The 17,047-nt window shown below is 44.3% G+C and carries 12 protein-coding genes; 8 read left to right on the forward strand and 4 right to left on the reverse strand.

Going from position 1 to position 17,047, the window contains the following annotated elements:
- Position 1 precedes the first annotated feature (1 nt).
- Entirely contained in the window at positions 2-1,453 is a 1,452-nt protein-coding gene (gene gerBA / locus AC3WTF_RS16465) for a spore germination protein GerBA (RefSeq protein ID WP_007407505.1), read from the reverse strand.
- 217 nt (positions 1,454-1,670) lie between these two features.
- On the opposite strand from gerBA, the gene manA reads away from it, so the two are divergent.
- Together manA and AC3WTF_RS16475 are read left to right on the forward strand one after the other, a co-directional pair.
- Positions 1,671-2,621, forward strand: a complete 951-nt coding sequence (manA, locus tag AC3WTF_RS16470; protein WP_007407504.1) for a mannose-6-phosphate isomerase, class I — start codon at positions 1,671-1,673, stop codon at positions 2,619-2,621.
- Between the two features lie 140 nt (positions 2,622-2,761).
- A complete protein-coding gene (locus AC3WTF_RS16475) occupies positions 2,762-5,407 on the forward strand; it encodes an N-acetylglucosaminidase (RefSeq protein ID WP_007407503.1) in 2,646 nt (881 codons plus the stop codon).
- Positions 5,408-5,468: 61 nt separating this feature from the next.
- Here the strand turns inward: AC3WTF_RS16475 and AC3WTF_RS16480 are convergent, their stop codons facing one another.
- Together AC3WTF_RS16480 and AC3WTF_RS16485 are read right to left on the reverse strand one after the other, a co-directional pair.
- Positions 5,469-6,635: a CDP-glycerol--glycerophosphate glycerophosphotransferase gene (locus AC3WTF_RS16480; protein ID WP_007407502.1), complete on the reverse strand. Its 1,167-nt coding sequence runs from the start codon at positions 6,633-6,635 to the stop codon at positions 5,469-5,471.
- Positions 6,636-6,667: 32 nt separating this feature from the next.
- Positions 6,668-7,438 carry a WecB/TagA/CpsF family glycosyltransferase gene (locus tag AC3WTF_RS16485; protein WP_007407501.1) on the reverse strand — a complete coding sequence of 257 codons (771 nt, stop codon included), beginning with the start codon at positions 7,436-7,438 and terminating at the stop codon, positions 6,668-6,670.
- A gap of 355 nt (positions 7,439-7,793) precedes the next feature.
- Between AC3WTF_RS16485 and tagD the strand changes: the two genes are divergently transcribed.
- The 5 genes from tagD to tagH all read left to right on the forward strand — a co-directional run bounded on the left by tagD (position 7,794) and on the right by tagH (position 14,661).
- A complete protein-coding gene (gene tagD / locus AC3WTF_RS16490) occupies positions 7,794-8,183 on the forward strand; it encodes a glycerol-3-phosphate cytidylyltransferase (protein WP_003151361.1) in 390 nt (129 codons plus the stop codon).
- A gap of 137 nt (positions 8,184-8,320) precedes the next feature.
- Positions 8,321-9,859, forward strand: coding sequence for a glycosyltransferase family 2 protein (locus AC3WTF_RS16495; RefSeq protein WP_007407500.1), 1,539 nt, complete (start codon positions 8,321-8,323; stop codon positions 9,857-9,859).
- 49 nt (positions 9,860-9,908) lie between these two features.
- Entirely contained in the window at positions 9,909-12,083 is a 2,175-nt protein-coding gene (locus tag AC3WTF_RS16500) for a CDP-glycerol glycerophosphotransferase family protein (RefSeq protein ID WP_327948327.1), read from the forward strand.
- 185 nt (positions 12,084-12,268) lie between these two features.
- On the forward strand, positions 12,269-13,096 hold the full coding sequence (locus tag AC3WTF_RS16505; protein ID WP_003151365.1) for an ABC transporter permease: 828 nt from the start codon (positions 12,269-12,271) through the stop codon (positions 13,094-13,096).
- 20 nt (positions 13,097-13,116) lie between these two features.
- Positions 13,117-14,661, forward strand: a complete 1,545-nt coding sequence (gene tagH, locus AC3WTF_RS16510) for a teichoic acids export ABC transporter ATP-binding subunit TagH (protein ID WP_032867492.1) — start codon at positions 13,117-13,119, stop codon at positions 14,659-14,661.
- Between the two features lie 39 nt (positions 14,662-14,700).
- Here the strand turns inward: tagH and galU are convergent, their stop codons facing one another.
- Positions 14,701-15,585: a UTP--glucose-1-phosphate uridylyltransferase GalU gene (galU, locus tag AC3WTF_RS16515; RefSeq protein WP_020956427.1), complete on the reverse strand. Its 885-nt coding sequence runs from the start codon at positions 15,583-15,585 to the stop codon at positions 14,701-14,703.
- Between the two features lie 228 nt (positions 15,586-15,813).
- On the opposite strand from galU, the gene wecB reads away from it, so the two are divergent.
- Entirely contained in the window at positions 15,814-16,953 is a 1,140-nt protein-coding gene (wecB, locus tag AC3WTF_RS16520; RefSeq protein WP_032867494.1) for a non-hydrolyzing UDP-N-acetylglucosamine 2-epimerase, read from the forward strand.
- Positions 16,954-17,047: the final 94 nt, after the last annotated feature.

A 17,047-nucleotide genomic window follows, 5' to 3' on the forward strand; every position in this document is an offset into this window, starting at 1 on the left:
ATCACCTTTGCTTGATTTTATCTTTCGTCTCTTTTCTGGTCGGCCGTTTTTTCAAAAGAGGCGTCGGCAGTCTGACGATCGTATCTTTTAAGTCTTGGCCAGGCTGCGCCATGATCGGAATAAGATAGTCCTGACCGAAGCTTTTCAGGCGCATCAGATGGCCGATGACAAGCAGATAGCACATGATCAGTCCGTATAAACCTAAAATCGCCGACAGAATCATTGAAAAAATACGGATGAGCCTCAGCGGAAAATTGAACGCATAGGAGGGCGCCGTAAAAGAAGCCAATGCCGTAACGGATACGACAATGACCATCATCGCGCTGACGATGTTCGCCTGAACGGCGGCCTGCCCGATCACCACGCCTCCGATCAGGCCGATCGTCTGTCCGATCGGCTTCGGCAGCCTGAGTCCGGCTTCTCTGATCATCTCGATCGTAAAAATCATGATGAACGCTTCAACAAAAGGAGGGAACGGGACATTCAATCTGCTTCCGGCAATCGTAACCGCCATTCTCGTCGGTAAGAGCCCCGTGTGAAACGTAACGAGCGATATGTAAAGGCCGGGTAAATAAATCGTGATTAAAATGCATGTATACCGAAGCAGCCTGAGAAAGGTAACCGGAACCCACCGCTGATTATAATCGTCAGGGGAGTGGATAAATTCATCAACGGTAGCCGGCACCAAAAGGGTAAAAGGCGTTCCGTCTACAAGAATGGAAACCCTTCCTTCCAAAAGAGCGCCCATAACCCGGTCGGGCCGTTCGGTCGTCAAGACGGTCGGGAAAATGGAGTACGTGTTATCTTCAATAAGCTGCTCGATCGCTCCTGATTCCGGAATGTCGTCAATGGTGATGGACTCCAGTCTTTTCATCACTTCTTTTACGACATCATCAGGCGCGATATCCCGAATGTAGGCAACGGCGATCCGCTTTTTTGTCCGTTCGCCGAGTGTGATCTCTTTGATCTGGAGGTTGGGATCACCGGATTGCTCGCGCAAAAGCGCCGTGTTCGTCCGAAGCTTTTCGACAAAACCTATCCTCGGCCCCCGTTCAAGCACTTCAGAAGACGGTTCTTCAATATCACGCATTTTAAATGTTTCCGTCTCAAACGAAAGAGCTTCCTCCCACCCCTCCGCCAGCAAAACCGATTTGCCGGAGAAAATGTCTGCCTCCGCGTCCTTAAGTGAAGAAAGCCGGGTATGACGATAGCCGAAAGAGATGGATGACGGCGGTGTTTCAGCCGGTTCCTCTTGATGCCGGGCGGCCGCCTGCACGGGCGAAATAATATATTCCGCAAGCAATTGATTGTCGGTCAGTCCGTCTATATAGATAAGACAGGCGTCACATTTGCCGTTTCCGTACGTAAACGAATAAAACATCATGTCATCGCTTTGGCCGAACCGTTTTTTCAGCACTTCAAGGTTTTTGCCGAGCTCCGCATGTATCGTCACAATGTTCCCCCCTTTCCATCAGTTATTTTAATTTGCGACAAACAAGGCATTTTATTCTGGAATAGGAAATGACTGAGCATTCCGCCCCATCCGAATGGTATAATGAGCAGGTCAGCCATTTTATACATATTGTTTTTAACCGCGGCTCCCTCCGTGTTTTAAAAAAGACACAGGGGGAATGGGATATGAGCCGCTTTTTAAGGGGAGGGGAACGAACATGACGCAAGAGCCGATTTTTTTACAGCCTGTATGTAAAGAAAAACTATGGGGCGGCACGCTATTACGCGAACGATTCGGATATGACATACCTTCAGAAACAACCGGCGAATGCTGGGCGATATCAGCCCATCCGCACGGAATGAGCACGGTCAAAAGCGGTCCGTATCAAGGGAAAACCTTGATGGAACTGTGGGATCAGCATAGAGAATTATTCGGCGGAACGGAAGGGGACCGGTTTCCGCTGCTGACGAAAATACTGGACGTCAAACATCATCAGTCTGTTAAAGTCCATCCTGACGATTATGACGCCGAGGAGCATGGACAGGGTGAAACGGGGAAGTCTGAGTGCTGGTACATTATCGACTGTAAAGAAAATGCGGAAATCATATACGGTCACACGGCCCGTTCGAAAGCGGAACTTGTCACCATGATTAACAGCGGTGACTGGGAAGGCCTGCTGCGCCGTGTGAAAATCAAACCCGGCGATTTTTATTATGTGCCGAGCGGAACCATCCATGCCATTTGCGCGGGGGCGCTCGTGCTTGAAACACAGCAGAATTCAGAGGCCGCCTACCGGATATATGATTACGGGCGTACAGATCAAAACGGCCAGGCGCGTGAGCTGCATATCCGCGATGCCGTCAACGCCGCCACCGTTCCTCATGTGGACGGATTTTTAGATGAATCAACTGAAACGAGAAAAGGCGTCACCATCAAAACCTTTGTGCAGGGAGAATATTTTTCTGTATACAAATGGGATATCAGCGGGACGGCGGAAATGACCCAGGACGCTCCGTTTATGCTGTGCAGCGTCACAGAAGGAAGCGGCTCCATCCTCTGTGAAGGCAAGTCCGCCAAGCTTGAAAAAGGCGCGCATTTCATACTGCCGGATCAGATGCCTGACTTTACGATAAACGGAGATTGCACGATCATCGTTTCTCATATATAAAACCAAACTTAATCCCAGCTCTGGGATTAAGTTTTTTTTATTTGGAAAATTGGGTGATTTCTCTCTGTAAAAATGAAGAAGGCCGGCCGATAAATAAACTAGTTTGATAGAAACCAATTGAATCAGAAAGAGGAGAAGGAATGAAAAAGAGATTCGTTGCACCTATGTTATTGTCCGCCGTTTTCCTTGTCTTTTGCACCCTTACACAGCCCGCAGAGGCCGCATACAGCGACTACTCCGTTTACGAGCTGGAAACGAAGCAGCAATTTGCTTCTGAGAACGAGGCGCTTCAAGCGGCAGCGAAATTGAAAAAGGATACGGGGTGGCAGGCTGACGCAAAGAAAGCCGGAAATACGCCGCTCACTTATCAAATCTCAGCTTCAGGATTACACGATGAAACGGATGCGAAAACCGTGCTGAAAGATTTTACGAAGCAGACGGGCGTGGCCGGCACTTACAGCGCAAGCGGAAGCAAACTGCCGTACGTGACCGTCACATCAGGCGTTCTATCAGACGAGCGGCAGACGAAAAATCTTCTTGCCGAACTGACGAAAAAAACGGGCGTGACCGGCGCCGTCAAGCCGGCGGGGACAAAACAGCCGTACATGCAGGTCGTGACTGCTGAGATGGCGGCCGAAGCGGACGCAAAAGCGCTCTCGCAAGCGTTGACGAAGCAGACGGGCGTGAAAGCGTCATACCGTCAGATCAAACGGGAAACAGCCCGGTTTCAGATCCAATCAGGAACAATCTCCGGCGATCAAAAAGCCGCTCAAATCCAAACTGATTTTCAAAAGGAAACAGGATTGCAGGCGTCGCTGAAAGTCACGGCAAAGGCCAGTCCGAATATCACCGTGACAGCCTCTGACATTTCAAATGCAAATGATGCGGCAGGTTTAGCGAAACAGCTGCAGCAGAAAACGGGCGTCAAAGGGAATGTTCAAAAGTATGCCCATAGCAAAACAGCAACCGTGTACAACGTGCAGTCAGGATATTTTAACGGAGTAAGCGCCGTACAAAATGCTATCACCCAAATCAAGAAGAATACGGGTGTCAGCGGAAACTATCAAAAAGCCGGCAAGAAAAATAATTACACGGTCGCGATGAGCGGACTGACGGCTAAGCAGCTGCAAAGTGTTCAAGCTTTCTTTAAAAAGAAAAAATGGCATTGCGACGCATCGCCTGTCAAAAAGACAGCATCAGTGTCCGTTTATCGGATCACGGCAGGGCAGCTTACCGCTGCACAGGCAGATCAAGCGGAGGCGTTTTTCCGCCAGCAGCATGTAAAGACGGCAAGAACAGCGGCGGGAAAAACAGCAGAAAACGAATATCAGCTGCTTTCTCAGCAGACGGCAGACCAGTCGAGGATAAAAAAAGGATTGAATCTGCTGGCGGGATATAAACTGACCGCCATTTCAAAAACAATATCCAAGCAGACGGACACAACGTACGAAGTCACAACCGAATCACTGCTTGATACGGCAAAGATCAATCGTTCGCTGGACTTTTTCAAAGGGAAAAAAGTATCCGCCTCCGCACAGAAAACAGGTGAAGCAGCGTATACACAATTCAGAATTGAAACGGCACCGCTGCTTAAAAAGGAAGACATTGACCGCGTGACTGCTTTTTTCAAGCAAAACAAAGCGGCCGGCACTGTGAAGGAGACGGGGAAAACCGGCTCTGCACAGTACGTCATCAAAACCGAAACATTCAGCAGTAAAACCGTTTTAAATAAAAGTATGAGCTTTTTCAGCGCCAAACAATTACAGGCCGGCTATACGAGTGAAAGCCATCCGGTTTATGAACTCCGCATTCGCGATCAATTCACGGGAGCGCAGTCAGCGGACGCCGCCTCCCAAAAGCTGAAAAAGCTGTACGGATGGACGATGGCTATTTTGAAAATAAAAAACGGACCGCAAATCATGAATACCAATTACAACATCTCGCTGGCAGATATGGTCAAAAAACAAATGACAGTCAGCCCGCAGACTGATGCCGCGGCTTATGCATCGCTTACGTACATCAATACGGCCTCCGGAACGGTCACAGCCGACGTCCTGAACGTCCGGTCAACCCCGGAAGTCAGCTCCGGCAATATTATCGGGCAGTTGAAAAAAGGCGATAAAGTCAGCATCACAGGCCAGACAAACGGCTGGGCCAAACTCAGCATGGGCTGGAGAAACGCCAGCAGTGACGAAGTCGGGCAGTATGTCAATCCGGCTCACTTCGCACAAGACAGCAAGTATTACTTTCAATTTCTGAAGCTCTCTCAGACAGCCGGACTGAACGCATCGGAACTGAATCAAAAAGTACTGGTCAATAAAGGAATACTGACAGGGAAAGGCCAGGCCTTTATTACAGCCGCCGGCAAATACAGCATCAATGAAGTGTATTTGATTTCGCATGCTTTGCTTGAAACGGGCAATGGCACGTCAGAGCTTGCGAACGGCATTATGTATAATGGTAAAAAGGTTTACAACATGTACGGCATCGGGGCTTATGACAGCAACCCGAATTACTACGGCGCACAATACGCGTATAATCAAGGCTGGTTTACACCGGAAGCCGCGATTATCGGCGGAGCCCAATTTATCGGTGCGTCTTATATTCACAATCCTTCATACGAGCAGGATACGCTGTATAAAATGAGATGGTCTCCAGCCGCGGCCCATCAATATGCGACAGACATCGGCTGGGCGTATAAGCAGGTAAACCGCATGTACAGCTTATACTCACTGCTGGATGACTATACGCTTTACTATGATGTTCCCGTGTATATGAAAGTATAAAAAAAGGGCTGAAGTGTATGCTTCAGCCCTTTCTTCATGCAAAAAACACCCGCCGTCGGATTCAGGCAGGTGCTTCAGCACAATTCTTCATTTTTGTTTCCGCAAATTTCAATAACGCTTCACTCGAATTCCCATCTGAATACATATTCCATTTGTCTGAGAACCGCTTCATTTCTTCTGCACGAAATGGCTTTTTCGTCATTTCCTCCAGAAGGGCTTCGCTGTCATGACAAGCCTTTCCTGGAATGACGGAAGTATAATTGTCGATTAAACCGCGTTTTCGATCATATTCCTCCAGATCATATGTGAAAAAGAAAATCGGTTTATTTAAGAGCGCGAATTCAAAAGGCACGGAAGAGTAATCCGTAATTAAAATATCAGCCGCTTTCAAGAGATCATGAAGACGCATGTCAGACACGTTCTTGATCAGTTCGCTTTCAAACGAAGCCGAAATCTGATGCAAAACGGCAGGGTGAAGCTTTACAAGCAGCATATACTCTCCGTTTAACGCGTTTGTGAGCTGTTCTTCGGTGAATGGCAGCCGAAAGGATTGCATATCATAATCCCTGAATGTCGGTGCGTACAGGATGATTTTTTTCGGCCATTTGTGCTTCAGTTCGGGCTTGTGTTCTTCATAATAGACGTCAGTCAGGGGGACACCCGTTTTTAACAGCTGGCCGTCCCGTATGCCGAACGACTTTTTAAAAACGTCAGCCATCGCGTCTGAACCGACGGTGACAAAGTCAAACGAGCGGTACACTTTTTTAAACCGGCTGATATCTGATGCCGGACGGTTTTGATTCGTCACATCCTCAAGGCCGAACTTTTTCAAAGAGCCGTTCGCATGCCACACCTGAATGCATGTCGTTTGCGGCCGGCGGTTTAAGACGCTTGTCATGAGGAAATAGTTATCCGTTATCACCGCTTTGCTCTTAAAAAGGATCAAAACAGCCTTTAAAAGATGCAGCGGATGTTTTTCGTTCAGATAAAAAGAGCCGATACCTTCCAGCTCTTTTTTCAGACTGACGGCATGTCTCGTATACAAAACCGTCATTTCATAAGAAAGCGATTCAGCGTGCGCTTTGTAAGAACGGATGAGAGCCTGCGCATTCTCTTCAAAAGATACCAGCAGGGTCAGATGGTTCTTGGGCTTTACAGGCTTGAACAAAACGCCGAGAACAGACAGATATATAGAATAAAAAGCGGCGAATAAAGATCGCAAGTTCATAGATTACCATTCTCTTTTGCTGTTTTATTTGTTTAAAGCTGTTTCGTTTGATCTTCTGCCTGCTTGGAATACAGGCTTTTATTTGATTTATTATTTCTCAAAACGGTAAAAGCATACTTCGGAATGTTCAGCATCCTTTTCCATCTCCACGGATTCGTCACCAGTCTGTACAGCCATTCCAGATTCGTTTTGATCATCCATTCAGGGGCGCGTTTCACCGTTCCGCTGAACACATCAAAGCTTCCGCCCAAACCGATCGATACAGCCTGAGGGAAAAGATGTTTGTATTCATAAATAAATTGTTCCTGATGGGGATATCCTAAGGCGACAAACACGAGATCGGGTTTCGCCCGGGAAATCTGTTTGGCGACGAAGCGTTTATCCGCTTCATAACCGTTGCTGGCTCCGACAACCTCAATATTCGGATACTCTTTGCTGATCCGGTTCAAAACGGCGTCAAGCACGTCTTGCTTAGCTCCGTATAAAAATATTTTTTTAGACTGCCGGTTTGCGAGGCCGAGCAGCGCAAGAAACACATCGAATCCCGCAATTCTTGATTTCAGCGGGTGCTGCGTCAAACGTGACATTAACACGACGCCGATACCATCCGGCAGGACGAAATCCGCGGAAGAAATGACTTGATGATAACCTTTGTCTTTCGCCGCAGCGTATCCGATCTCAGGATTGACCGTCGCAATGACGGCTCCTTGCTTTTGTGCGATATAATAAGTGTCTAAATATGAAATAAACTCCTGTAAATTTCCATTAACGTAAGAAAGGTTGTGCACCATTTCAGTCTGCATCTGCCGTCCTCCTTTTTGTACGGGATTTTCTTTCACTTTTTCGTGACTTAGGCTAAGCTTTATTTTAACATAATACCTTCAGATAAACTTAACAATAGTTTTACAAAAATATAAATAAGATAACAATTTCTTTAATCATACGCGCAAAAACCCTGCTAAACTCCTATTGTAATAACATTTGTTAATAAGTGGAATGTAACTTCGTTTTACATTGGCTTAACCTTTTCAGGGCTATGTGATATAATGAGGTTCCATGAGTACGAAATTGGCACTTTAGTGATTAAGGATACAGCTGCGCAGCATTTCAGAGCAGTTGCTTGTTATACGTATGATGATAGAAAGGAGCTTTTGTTTCATGAAGAAGGTCATTACTTACGGAACGTTTGATTTACTGCATTGGGGTCATATTAAACTGCTTGAGCGCGCAAAGCAGCTTGGAGATTACCTTGTTGTTGCCATCTCAACAGACGAGTTCAACCTGCAAAAACAAAAAAAGGCCTACCACAGCTATGAACACAGAAAGCTGATTCTGGAAACGATCCGTTATGTCGACGAAGTCATTCCGGAAAACAGCTGGGATCAAAAAGTACGTGACGTAGCGGATCACAACATCGACGTGTTCGTAATGGGAGACGATTGGGAAGGCAAATTCGATTTCCTTAAAGATCAATGCGAAGTCATCTACCTCCCTAGAACCGAAGGCATTTCCACCACACAGATTAAAAAAGAAATTGCCGGGGTGTAATTGAAACATTCGGATATACAGATGATAAAGAAGTACTCCCTCCGGATAGGGAGTACTTCTTGTAATATAAGGTTATTTTCGCTATATTTGTTATGCGCTTTTGAAAAAAAGCTAGACAATAAGAGGAGAATTTAAAGATGAATCTTAGTAACTTTTTTAAGTTGAATAAAAAAGAGTCCAAGCCGTCCGTAGAAGAACGCGAATATACCATTTTAAACAAAGAAGCATTGGCGGAAGAGAAGAAGGTAGCGGTAGTCGTTCCTGTTTATAATGCAGAAGAATATGTAAGGAAAACAGTTGATTCAGTGATCCTTCAAAACATCGGCTTTCAGCATATTTCTTTAATTCTTGTCGATGATTGCTCTACTGATGATTCCAGAAACATCCTGACTGAGTACGCCGAGTTGTATGAAAATATTACAGTCGTCTTTTTGAAAGACAACACGGGAACCCCGGCTTATCCGAGAAACTTGGGGATTGAGCTGGCAAATGCAAAGTACATTACATTTTTGGATGCGGATGATTGGTTTGCGCCGAACGGAGTTAAAATCTTATTCGACATGCTTGAAAGAGATCAGGTAAATTATGCGGTCGGAAAAACGATCGAAATGCAGGTGAACGGTCAAAAAACGATCGGGAAACATGAGTCTTCTCTGAACAGAGCGAAGGTATCGCCTTTTTCAATCCGGCATATTTTCTATCATCTCGGCCCGCGGGCAAGAATGATGAACTTACAATTTCTAAAAGATAATGATATCAGATATCCGGAAATGAAATTTGCTGAAGATAAGCAATTTTTTATGGATGTTCTTTTGGCGTGCGGAGATATTTCAACGTCAACCGAGCCGGTCTATTATCTGAACAGAATGGACAATAATGAGTCGCTGACAAAGCAGACTAATATAATGGAAAAAACCGACACGAACATAGCCGTAATGAAGTATATTCTGAACAAAAAATTAGATACTGAAAAAGAGAAGATGGCAATGAACCGCCTGATCGAATTCGATTCCATTACGCGTCTTTTCGATCGGATGCACTTCCTGAAAAGCGAAAACAAAGAAGCCTATTACAATAAATTCAATGAAATTCTGAATGTGTTAAAGAAGACGAAATACGATATTTCCGAGACATTTTTTCATCCGATTCATAAAACAGCCTACCGTCTGCTGACTCAAAAACGGTATGATGAGGTCGAAAAGCTGTTCCGCTGGTCCAAAAAAGAGCCCGATAAAAACATCGTGACGCAAGGCGGACTGGCTTATTTAGAAAGCCCGCTGACGGATGAAGAAAATAAACTGGTCGAACTTCGCATGCACGGAGAAACGGAAAGCGCGGTGTTCGCCGATCATAAATTCACCGTTACGTTCCGCTTGTTCGGACAGGACAGAAATAATGCCCAATATATTCAGTTTCAGCACAGAGATAATATGAAAGTATTCCACCAGTTTCCGGTTCAGTCACTGGGAGACGGGCGGTACGTCCTTGAAATCCCGTTACGTGACATTGAAAAAGTCGGACTTGGCGGTTATATTATGTATGTCATTTATAACGATTATGAACGTGTCATGTTAAACAGAGACGACGGTGAAAAGGTGACGGCAGAAGCGAACGGACTGCAATATCAATTCTACCGGACGGTGAAGGAGAACCTTTCGCTGAAAGTAACAAAATGATGATTGTGATTGGATATGTTTAATTGAAACAGAGGAGTAGACTTATTTTATGGGTATAGAAAATCCTGTCAGATACAAGTTAAAACATCTTAACATAAAGGAAGAGACATTCAGCATTACGATATCCTGTGAAAATGTCACTGCAGGGGAAGAGCCTTCTCTTCAGATTATAAATCGTAAGACAAAAGCGGAACTTTCCGTCCCTCTGAAACGGTTGGCCGGAGAAGGCGGGGAGTACCATGCTGTCATGAGCGCGGATCTGCTTTCTGACCATACGGACGGCAAAGGATGTCTGGATTTCTATGTCTCCTTTATCAATGATGACAGTGATATCAGTAAAAAACGGTTAAAATCCAGCCTTGAACCTATTGAACTGTCTTCTTATAAAGATGAGGCTCATCATATGTTCTTTTTCCCTTACACGACGAAGAAAGGGAATTTCTCCTTAAAGCTGCTGCAGAAAAAGTTTGTCACGCGGATTGATGAAATGGAGCTCGAATCTGACGGCAGCTTACATCTGAAAGGTTTTGCATTCCGGCTGAATGCGGCAGAAACCTTAAAGATAAAAGAAAAAAACCTGATTCTTAAAATGAAAAAAGGAAAAGAAGAGGAGCCTCTCATTCTGAAGTATCCGCTTCACGACGTGCCGAGACACGACCTTGATGAATATGTTCAGGACACAACGATGCTTGACACGATAGGCTTTGATACAAAAATTGATTTGAATGCTGTTTATAAAGAATTGAATCAGCAGCTAACCTTTCAATTCCATATTCAATTCATTTTTGAAGATGCCGGGACGGGTGAAGAGATTATCACCAACAGCAAACCGTTAAAGGTTCTGAAATCTGAACAAGTAAACCCTAACCAATTCACGATCCTGAAAACGGAGAAAGGGCCTGCCAGATTTCACGTTTTCACGAAAAAGAAAACGAAAAATCTCCACCTGAGAATGAACGATTACAGCTTCAGCACCCGCGTGGAGTATTTTGTGAAAGGAAAGCTGAAACGGGGCGCTTCCTTTGTACGCAAGAGAAAGAATAAACTGAAAAAGTTCATTGAGAAAAGAATACAAAACACTTATAAAGCGGGATTCAGGGTTGCGGGGAAACTGCCTGTCAAACAGAAATTTGTCATGTTTGAAAGCTTTGCCGGAAAACAGTACAGCTGCAATCCGCGGGCGATTTATGAATACATGAGCAAAGAGATGCCGGAATACCGTCTCTGCTGGAGTGTAAACCCCGCTTACTCACAGACATTTGAAGATAAAGGAATTCCTTATATCGAACGCTTTACGTTCAAATGGCTGTTTGCCATGGCAAGAGCCGAGTACTGGGTTGTCAACAGCCGTATGCCGCTGTGGATTCCGAAACCTGAGCATACGACATATGTCCAGACATGGCATGGCACGCCTTTAAAGCGCCTTGCCGTAGATATGGATGAAGTGCATATGCCGGGAACAAACACTGAAAAATACAAGCGCAACTTTACGACAGAGGCTTCAAAGTGGGATTATCTGATTTCACCGAACGCATATTCAACCGAAATATTCGCCCGGGCGTTTCAGTTTAATAAAACCATGATTGAATCGGGATATCCGCGGAATGACTTCCTTCAAACGGATAACAGCCCTTCTGTCATTAAAGCGCTGAAAGAAAAAATGAATCTTCCGCAAGATAAAAAAGTGATTATCTACGCACCGACATGGCGGGATGACCAATTTTATAAGAAGGGAAAATACAAGTTTGACCTTGATTTAGACCTTCATCAATTGAGAGAAGCGATCGGCGATCGTTATGTCATTATTTTACGAATGCATTATCTCGTGGCGGAAAACTTTGATCTCGGACCGTATGAAGGATTTGCGTATGATTTCTCCAGCTACGAAGATATCCGTGAGCTGTATATGGTCTCTGATTTACTCATAACGGACTATTCCTCTGTCTTTTTTGACTATGCAAATCTGAAAAGACCGATGCTGTTTTATGTGCCTGATATCGAAACGTACCGGGATAAACTCAGAGGGTTTTACTTTGACTTTGAAAAAGAAGCGCCCGGTCCGCTTGTCAAAGAAACAGGTGACGTTATCAAATGGGTCAATGAAACGGAATCAGATGATTATAGGCTTCCGGATTCATTCGGGCCTTTTTACGAGAAGTTCTGTTATTTAGAAACCGGGGAATCGTCTGAAAAAGCAGTAAAAGTGATTTTCGGGGACAAGTAAATAAGTGCAAAAAAGCATAATTTAACCACGTTAATTATGCTTTTTTGCTTAAGTGACGGCATGTTGCGCTCATGGGACTCAGGCTTGTTATGAAGTGAAAAATACATCGTAATCTGTTACAATTATGAGCGGTGCTTTTGTAAGTCAAAGCTATTACCTAAAACTTACGACTAAGGAAGATTAGAATGAATGCATTGGTAAAAATTCTGAAAGAGCAATTCAACTCATTTCCGCTGATTATGCGGCTTGCAGTGTACGAAACGAAATCAAAGTATCAAGTGAACTATTTGGGTATATTGTGGCAGTTTCTCAACCCTATGATTCAAATGCTGGCTTACTGGTTCGTATTTGGTCTCGGGATTCGCGGCGGACATGATATGGTGCTTGGAAATGGAGACAGCGTACCGTTCATCGTCTGGATGCTGGCCGGCTTAATTCCTTGGTTCTTTATCAGTCCGACGATACTGGATGCATCTAACAGCGTTTTTAAACGGATAAATTTAGTGTCGAAAATGAACTTTCCGATCAGTTCACTGCCTTCTGTAGTGATAGCATCGAATTTATTCAGTTACTTTGTGATGATGGCGATTTATATTATTGTGCTGCTGAGCAACGGACTGTTTCCGACGCTTCACTGGCTGCAATATATTTATTACTTGTTTTGCATGATCAGTTTTATGTTTGCTTTCGGCCTGTTTAATTCAACCATCAGCGTTTTAATCAGGGACTATCAGTTTTTGCTTCAGGCCGTCACAAGGCTGCTCTTTTTTCTTCTGCCGATTTTCTGGGACATTGCGGAGAAATTCGGAAACAGACCTGAAGTTTTGACCATCTTGAAGTTAAACCCTCTTTTCTATATTATCGAGGGCTTTAGAGACAGCTTTATGGAAGGGCAGTGGTTTTTCCACGATGTGAAATACACGCTGTATTTCTGGTTCGTCACACTGCTGTTATTAACAGTCGGTTCACTTCTTCATATGAAATTCAGAGATAAGTTTGTTGACTTTCTTTAATATAGTAAGGAGATTATACGATGAAACTAAAAGTTTCGTTCAGAAATGTTTCAAAACAGTATTTTCTATATAAAAAACAGTCTGACAAAATTAAAGGACTGTTTTTCCCAAACAGAAATCAAAAAGGTTTTTTCGCTGTCCGAAATGTTTCTTTTGACGTCTATGAAGGGGAAACGATCGGATTCGTAGGAATCAACGGTTCGGGAAAATCAACGATGTCCAATCTGCTTGCAAAGATCATTCCGCCGACAAGCGGGGAGATTGACATGAACGGGCAGCCGTCTTTAATCGCGATTTCTGCCGGATTAAACAATCAATTAAGCGGTAAAGACAACATTCGTTTAAAATGCTTGATGATGGGTCTCAACAATCGGCAGATAGACGAGCTTTATGAAAAAATCGTTGAATTCGCGGATATCGGCGACTTTATAGATCAGCCTGTTAAAAGCTATTCAAGCGGTATGAAATCCCGTCTCGGTTTTGCCATATCGGCGCATATGGACCCTGACATCCTTATTATTGATGAGGCGCTCTCAGTAGGGGACCAGACTTTCTATCAGAAATGTGTGGACCGCATTACGGAATTTAAAGAACGCGGCAAAACGATCTTTTTCGTCAGTCATTCCATCGGACAGATTGAGAAAATGTGTGATCGGGTGGCTTGGATGCATTACGGCGAAATGCGCATGTTCGACGAAACGAAAGCCGTTGTGAAAGAATATAAAGCTTTTGTGGATTGGTTCAACAAGCTTTCAAAGAAAGAAAAGAAGAAATATCAAAACGAGCAGATTGAAGGCAGAACGCGGGCAGCCGAGGAACAGAAAATCAGTCAGGCGCAGCAAAAGAAAGCGAAGCCTAAATTCATTGCCAATACGATACAGATTACGCTGCTTGCATTGCTGGCTGTCGGCGCGGGTGCTTCGATGTTTTCAGACAAGCCACTGCGTGCGATTACATCTTTCGGTCACGTCAAACAGAGCGATGCCGGCCTTTATGAGTCTGTGAATAAACCTGCTTTGGTAAAAGCTGAAAAGGCGGACCTTTATACTGAAAAAGATATAAAAGGAAAAGCCTCCGCAAGTGTAAATTTCGGCACGAAGGTGCAGGTAGAAGCCGAAAATAACCAGGCGGCCAAAGTGAAATTAAACGATAAAGAGTACTTTATGAAAAAGACTGATCTGTATAAAGTGAACGCTTTAAAAAAGACGGATGTTCAGCTTAATGATTTCAGCGGCAGTTTATCAAGCCAAACAGCAGAAGAGTTTCTCTCATATCTCAATAAAAGCCGGGACGATGTACAGAGTAAATTGAAAAATCCAGCTGCCGGACAAACGGCTGACGGACGGAACGTATTAAAAACATCCGATGCAAAAACGGATGTAGTGATTGACAAGGATACAGTCTCCGAAGTGGTTTTTCATTTATCGCGTCCCGCAGACATCTCAGCTTTAAGTGAAAAAGGCGGCAGCAAAATCAATCAGAATTTGCTCATGCTTAAAAACCAGGAATATACTTTTTCTGTGAACAATGCTGATAAAACACTGACCGTAACGTCTAAAAAGTAAAGATCACATAAAAAAAGCTGCCGGATTCGGCAGCTTTTTCTATTCGTCAGCTTCTTCTTTTTCAAGAAGATCCTTCATGAACGGAATTAATTTATGGCGGATATCCTGATCCTGTAAGGCAAATTCAAGCGTCGTCTCGATAAATCCGAGTTTTTCACCGACATCGTAACGTTTTCCTTCGAAATCATAAGCGAAGACACGCTGAATGTCATTGAGCTTTTGGATGGCGTCCGTTAATTGAATTTCTCCTCCTGCACCGACTTCCTGCTGTTCCAGGTACATGAAAATTTCAGGAGTGAAAACGTATCTTCCTAAAATAGCCAAGTTGGAAGGAGCTGTGCCCGGTTCAGGCTTCTCTACAAAATTTTTGACCTGGTAACGGCGGCCTTCATTTGTTAACGGATCGATAATTCCGTAGCGGTGTGTGTCGTTTTCAGGAACTTGCTGAACACCGATGATTGAAGACAATGTTTTTTCGTATTCATCCATCAGCTGACGAAGTCCCGGTTTTTCAGCCTGGACAATATCATCGCCGAGAAGAACGGCGAAAGGTTCATCGCCGATGAAGTTGCGTGCGCACCAAACGGCATGACCGAGTCCTTTTGGCTCTTTTTGGCGAATATAGTGGATATCCGCAATATTTGACGATTTTTTCACTTTTTGAAGCAGTTCGATTTTCCCTTTTTCTTCTAAATTGCGTTCCAGTTCAGGGGCATTGTCGAAATGGTCTTCTATTGCTCTTTTTCCTTTTCCGGTTACGATAATAATATCTTCGATGCCGGATTCGACAGCTTCTTCGATAATATACTGAATTGTCGGCTTATCAACGATTGGAAGCATTTCTTTAGGCATTGCTTTTGTGGCCGGCAAAAAACGAGTGCCTAAACCTGCTGCCGGAATAATGGCTTTGCGTACTTTCTTCACTGAATAACACCATCCTTGTTTCTGCAAAATCTTTTTTTCAGAACTATAACCTAGTCTTTTTCCACTTTACCACAATTGATTAAAATTCACACCTTTTAATCCGCTTTCAAAGAGTCTTGTAACGGTTTTTGCTTTGTTTGCCATTAAGCTTTACAATATCTAAGAAACGGCATAAATATGTTAACATGAAGGGATATCCGACATATAAAACGAGGTGCAGACAAACCGTTGAAAAAACTAAAAGTAATGACCGTATTCGGTACAAGACCTGAAGCAATTAAAATGGCTCCGCTCGTATTAGAGCTTGAAAAATATCAGGAAATTGATTCGCTGGTGACTGTAACCGCACAGCACAGACAGATGCTGGATCAAGTGCTTGAAGCATTCAGCATTACGCCTGATTTTGATTTGAATATTATGAAAGAGCGTCAAACGCTTTCAGAAATTACATCTCATGCTTTGCTGAAACTGGACAAGCTGTTCCAAGAAGTAAAACCAGATATCGTTTTGGTCCACGGAGATACGACGACAACGTTCGCCGGAAGCCTTGCCGCCTTTTATCATCAAATCGCCGTAGGCCATGTGGAAGCCGGTCTGCGTACGCATAATAAATACTCTCCTTTCCCCGAGGAAATCAATCGGCAGATGACGGGCGTGATGGCTGATGTGAATTTTGCGCCGACAAGCCAGGCCGAGCAGAATCTGCTTTCTGAAAATAAAAAGCCGGATTCTATATTTGTCACGGGAAATACAGCGATAGACGCGCTTCAAACGACAGTGCGGGAAGATTATTTTCATCCGATTTTTGACAAGCTGGAAGGAAGCAGGATGATTCTTTTAACAGCGCACAGACGTGAAAATTTAGGCAGGCCGATGGAACAGATGTTTAAGGCCGTCAGAAGAGTCGTTGAAGAGTTTGAGGACGTACAAGTCGTTTATCCCGTTCATTTGAATCCCGCAGTTCGTGAGGCCGCAGAAGCCCATTTTGCTGATTCGGACAGGGTGCACTTAATAGAACCTCTGGAGGTCGTGGATTTCCATAACTTCGCTGCGAAAGCAAACTTCATTTTGACCGACTCAGGCGGGGTTCAGGAGGAAGCGCCTTCTCTCGGAAAGCCGGTCTTGGTGCTTCGGGACACAACCGAGCGCCCCGAAGGAGTGAAAGCCGGGACATTAAAGCTGGCGGGTACAGATGAAGAAACGGTGTATCAGCTGACAAAACAGCTCTTAACCGATCAGGCTGAATATGAACGGATGTCAAAGGCGTCAAACCCTTATGGTGACGGATCGGCTTCAAAACGGATTGTGGAAGAACTGCTTTATCGGTACGGCTATAGAAAAACCCGTCCGCAGCCTTTTACAGAATAAAAAAACTCTGCATCATAGGGACTGACCCCATAAGATGAGACAAATAAAAACACCTTCAAGTTTGAATACGGATGATTGTTATCCGAAATTAGAC

The sequence above is a fragment of the Bacillus sp. EB106-06-01-XG163 genome (assembly GCF_058791615.1).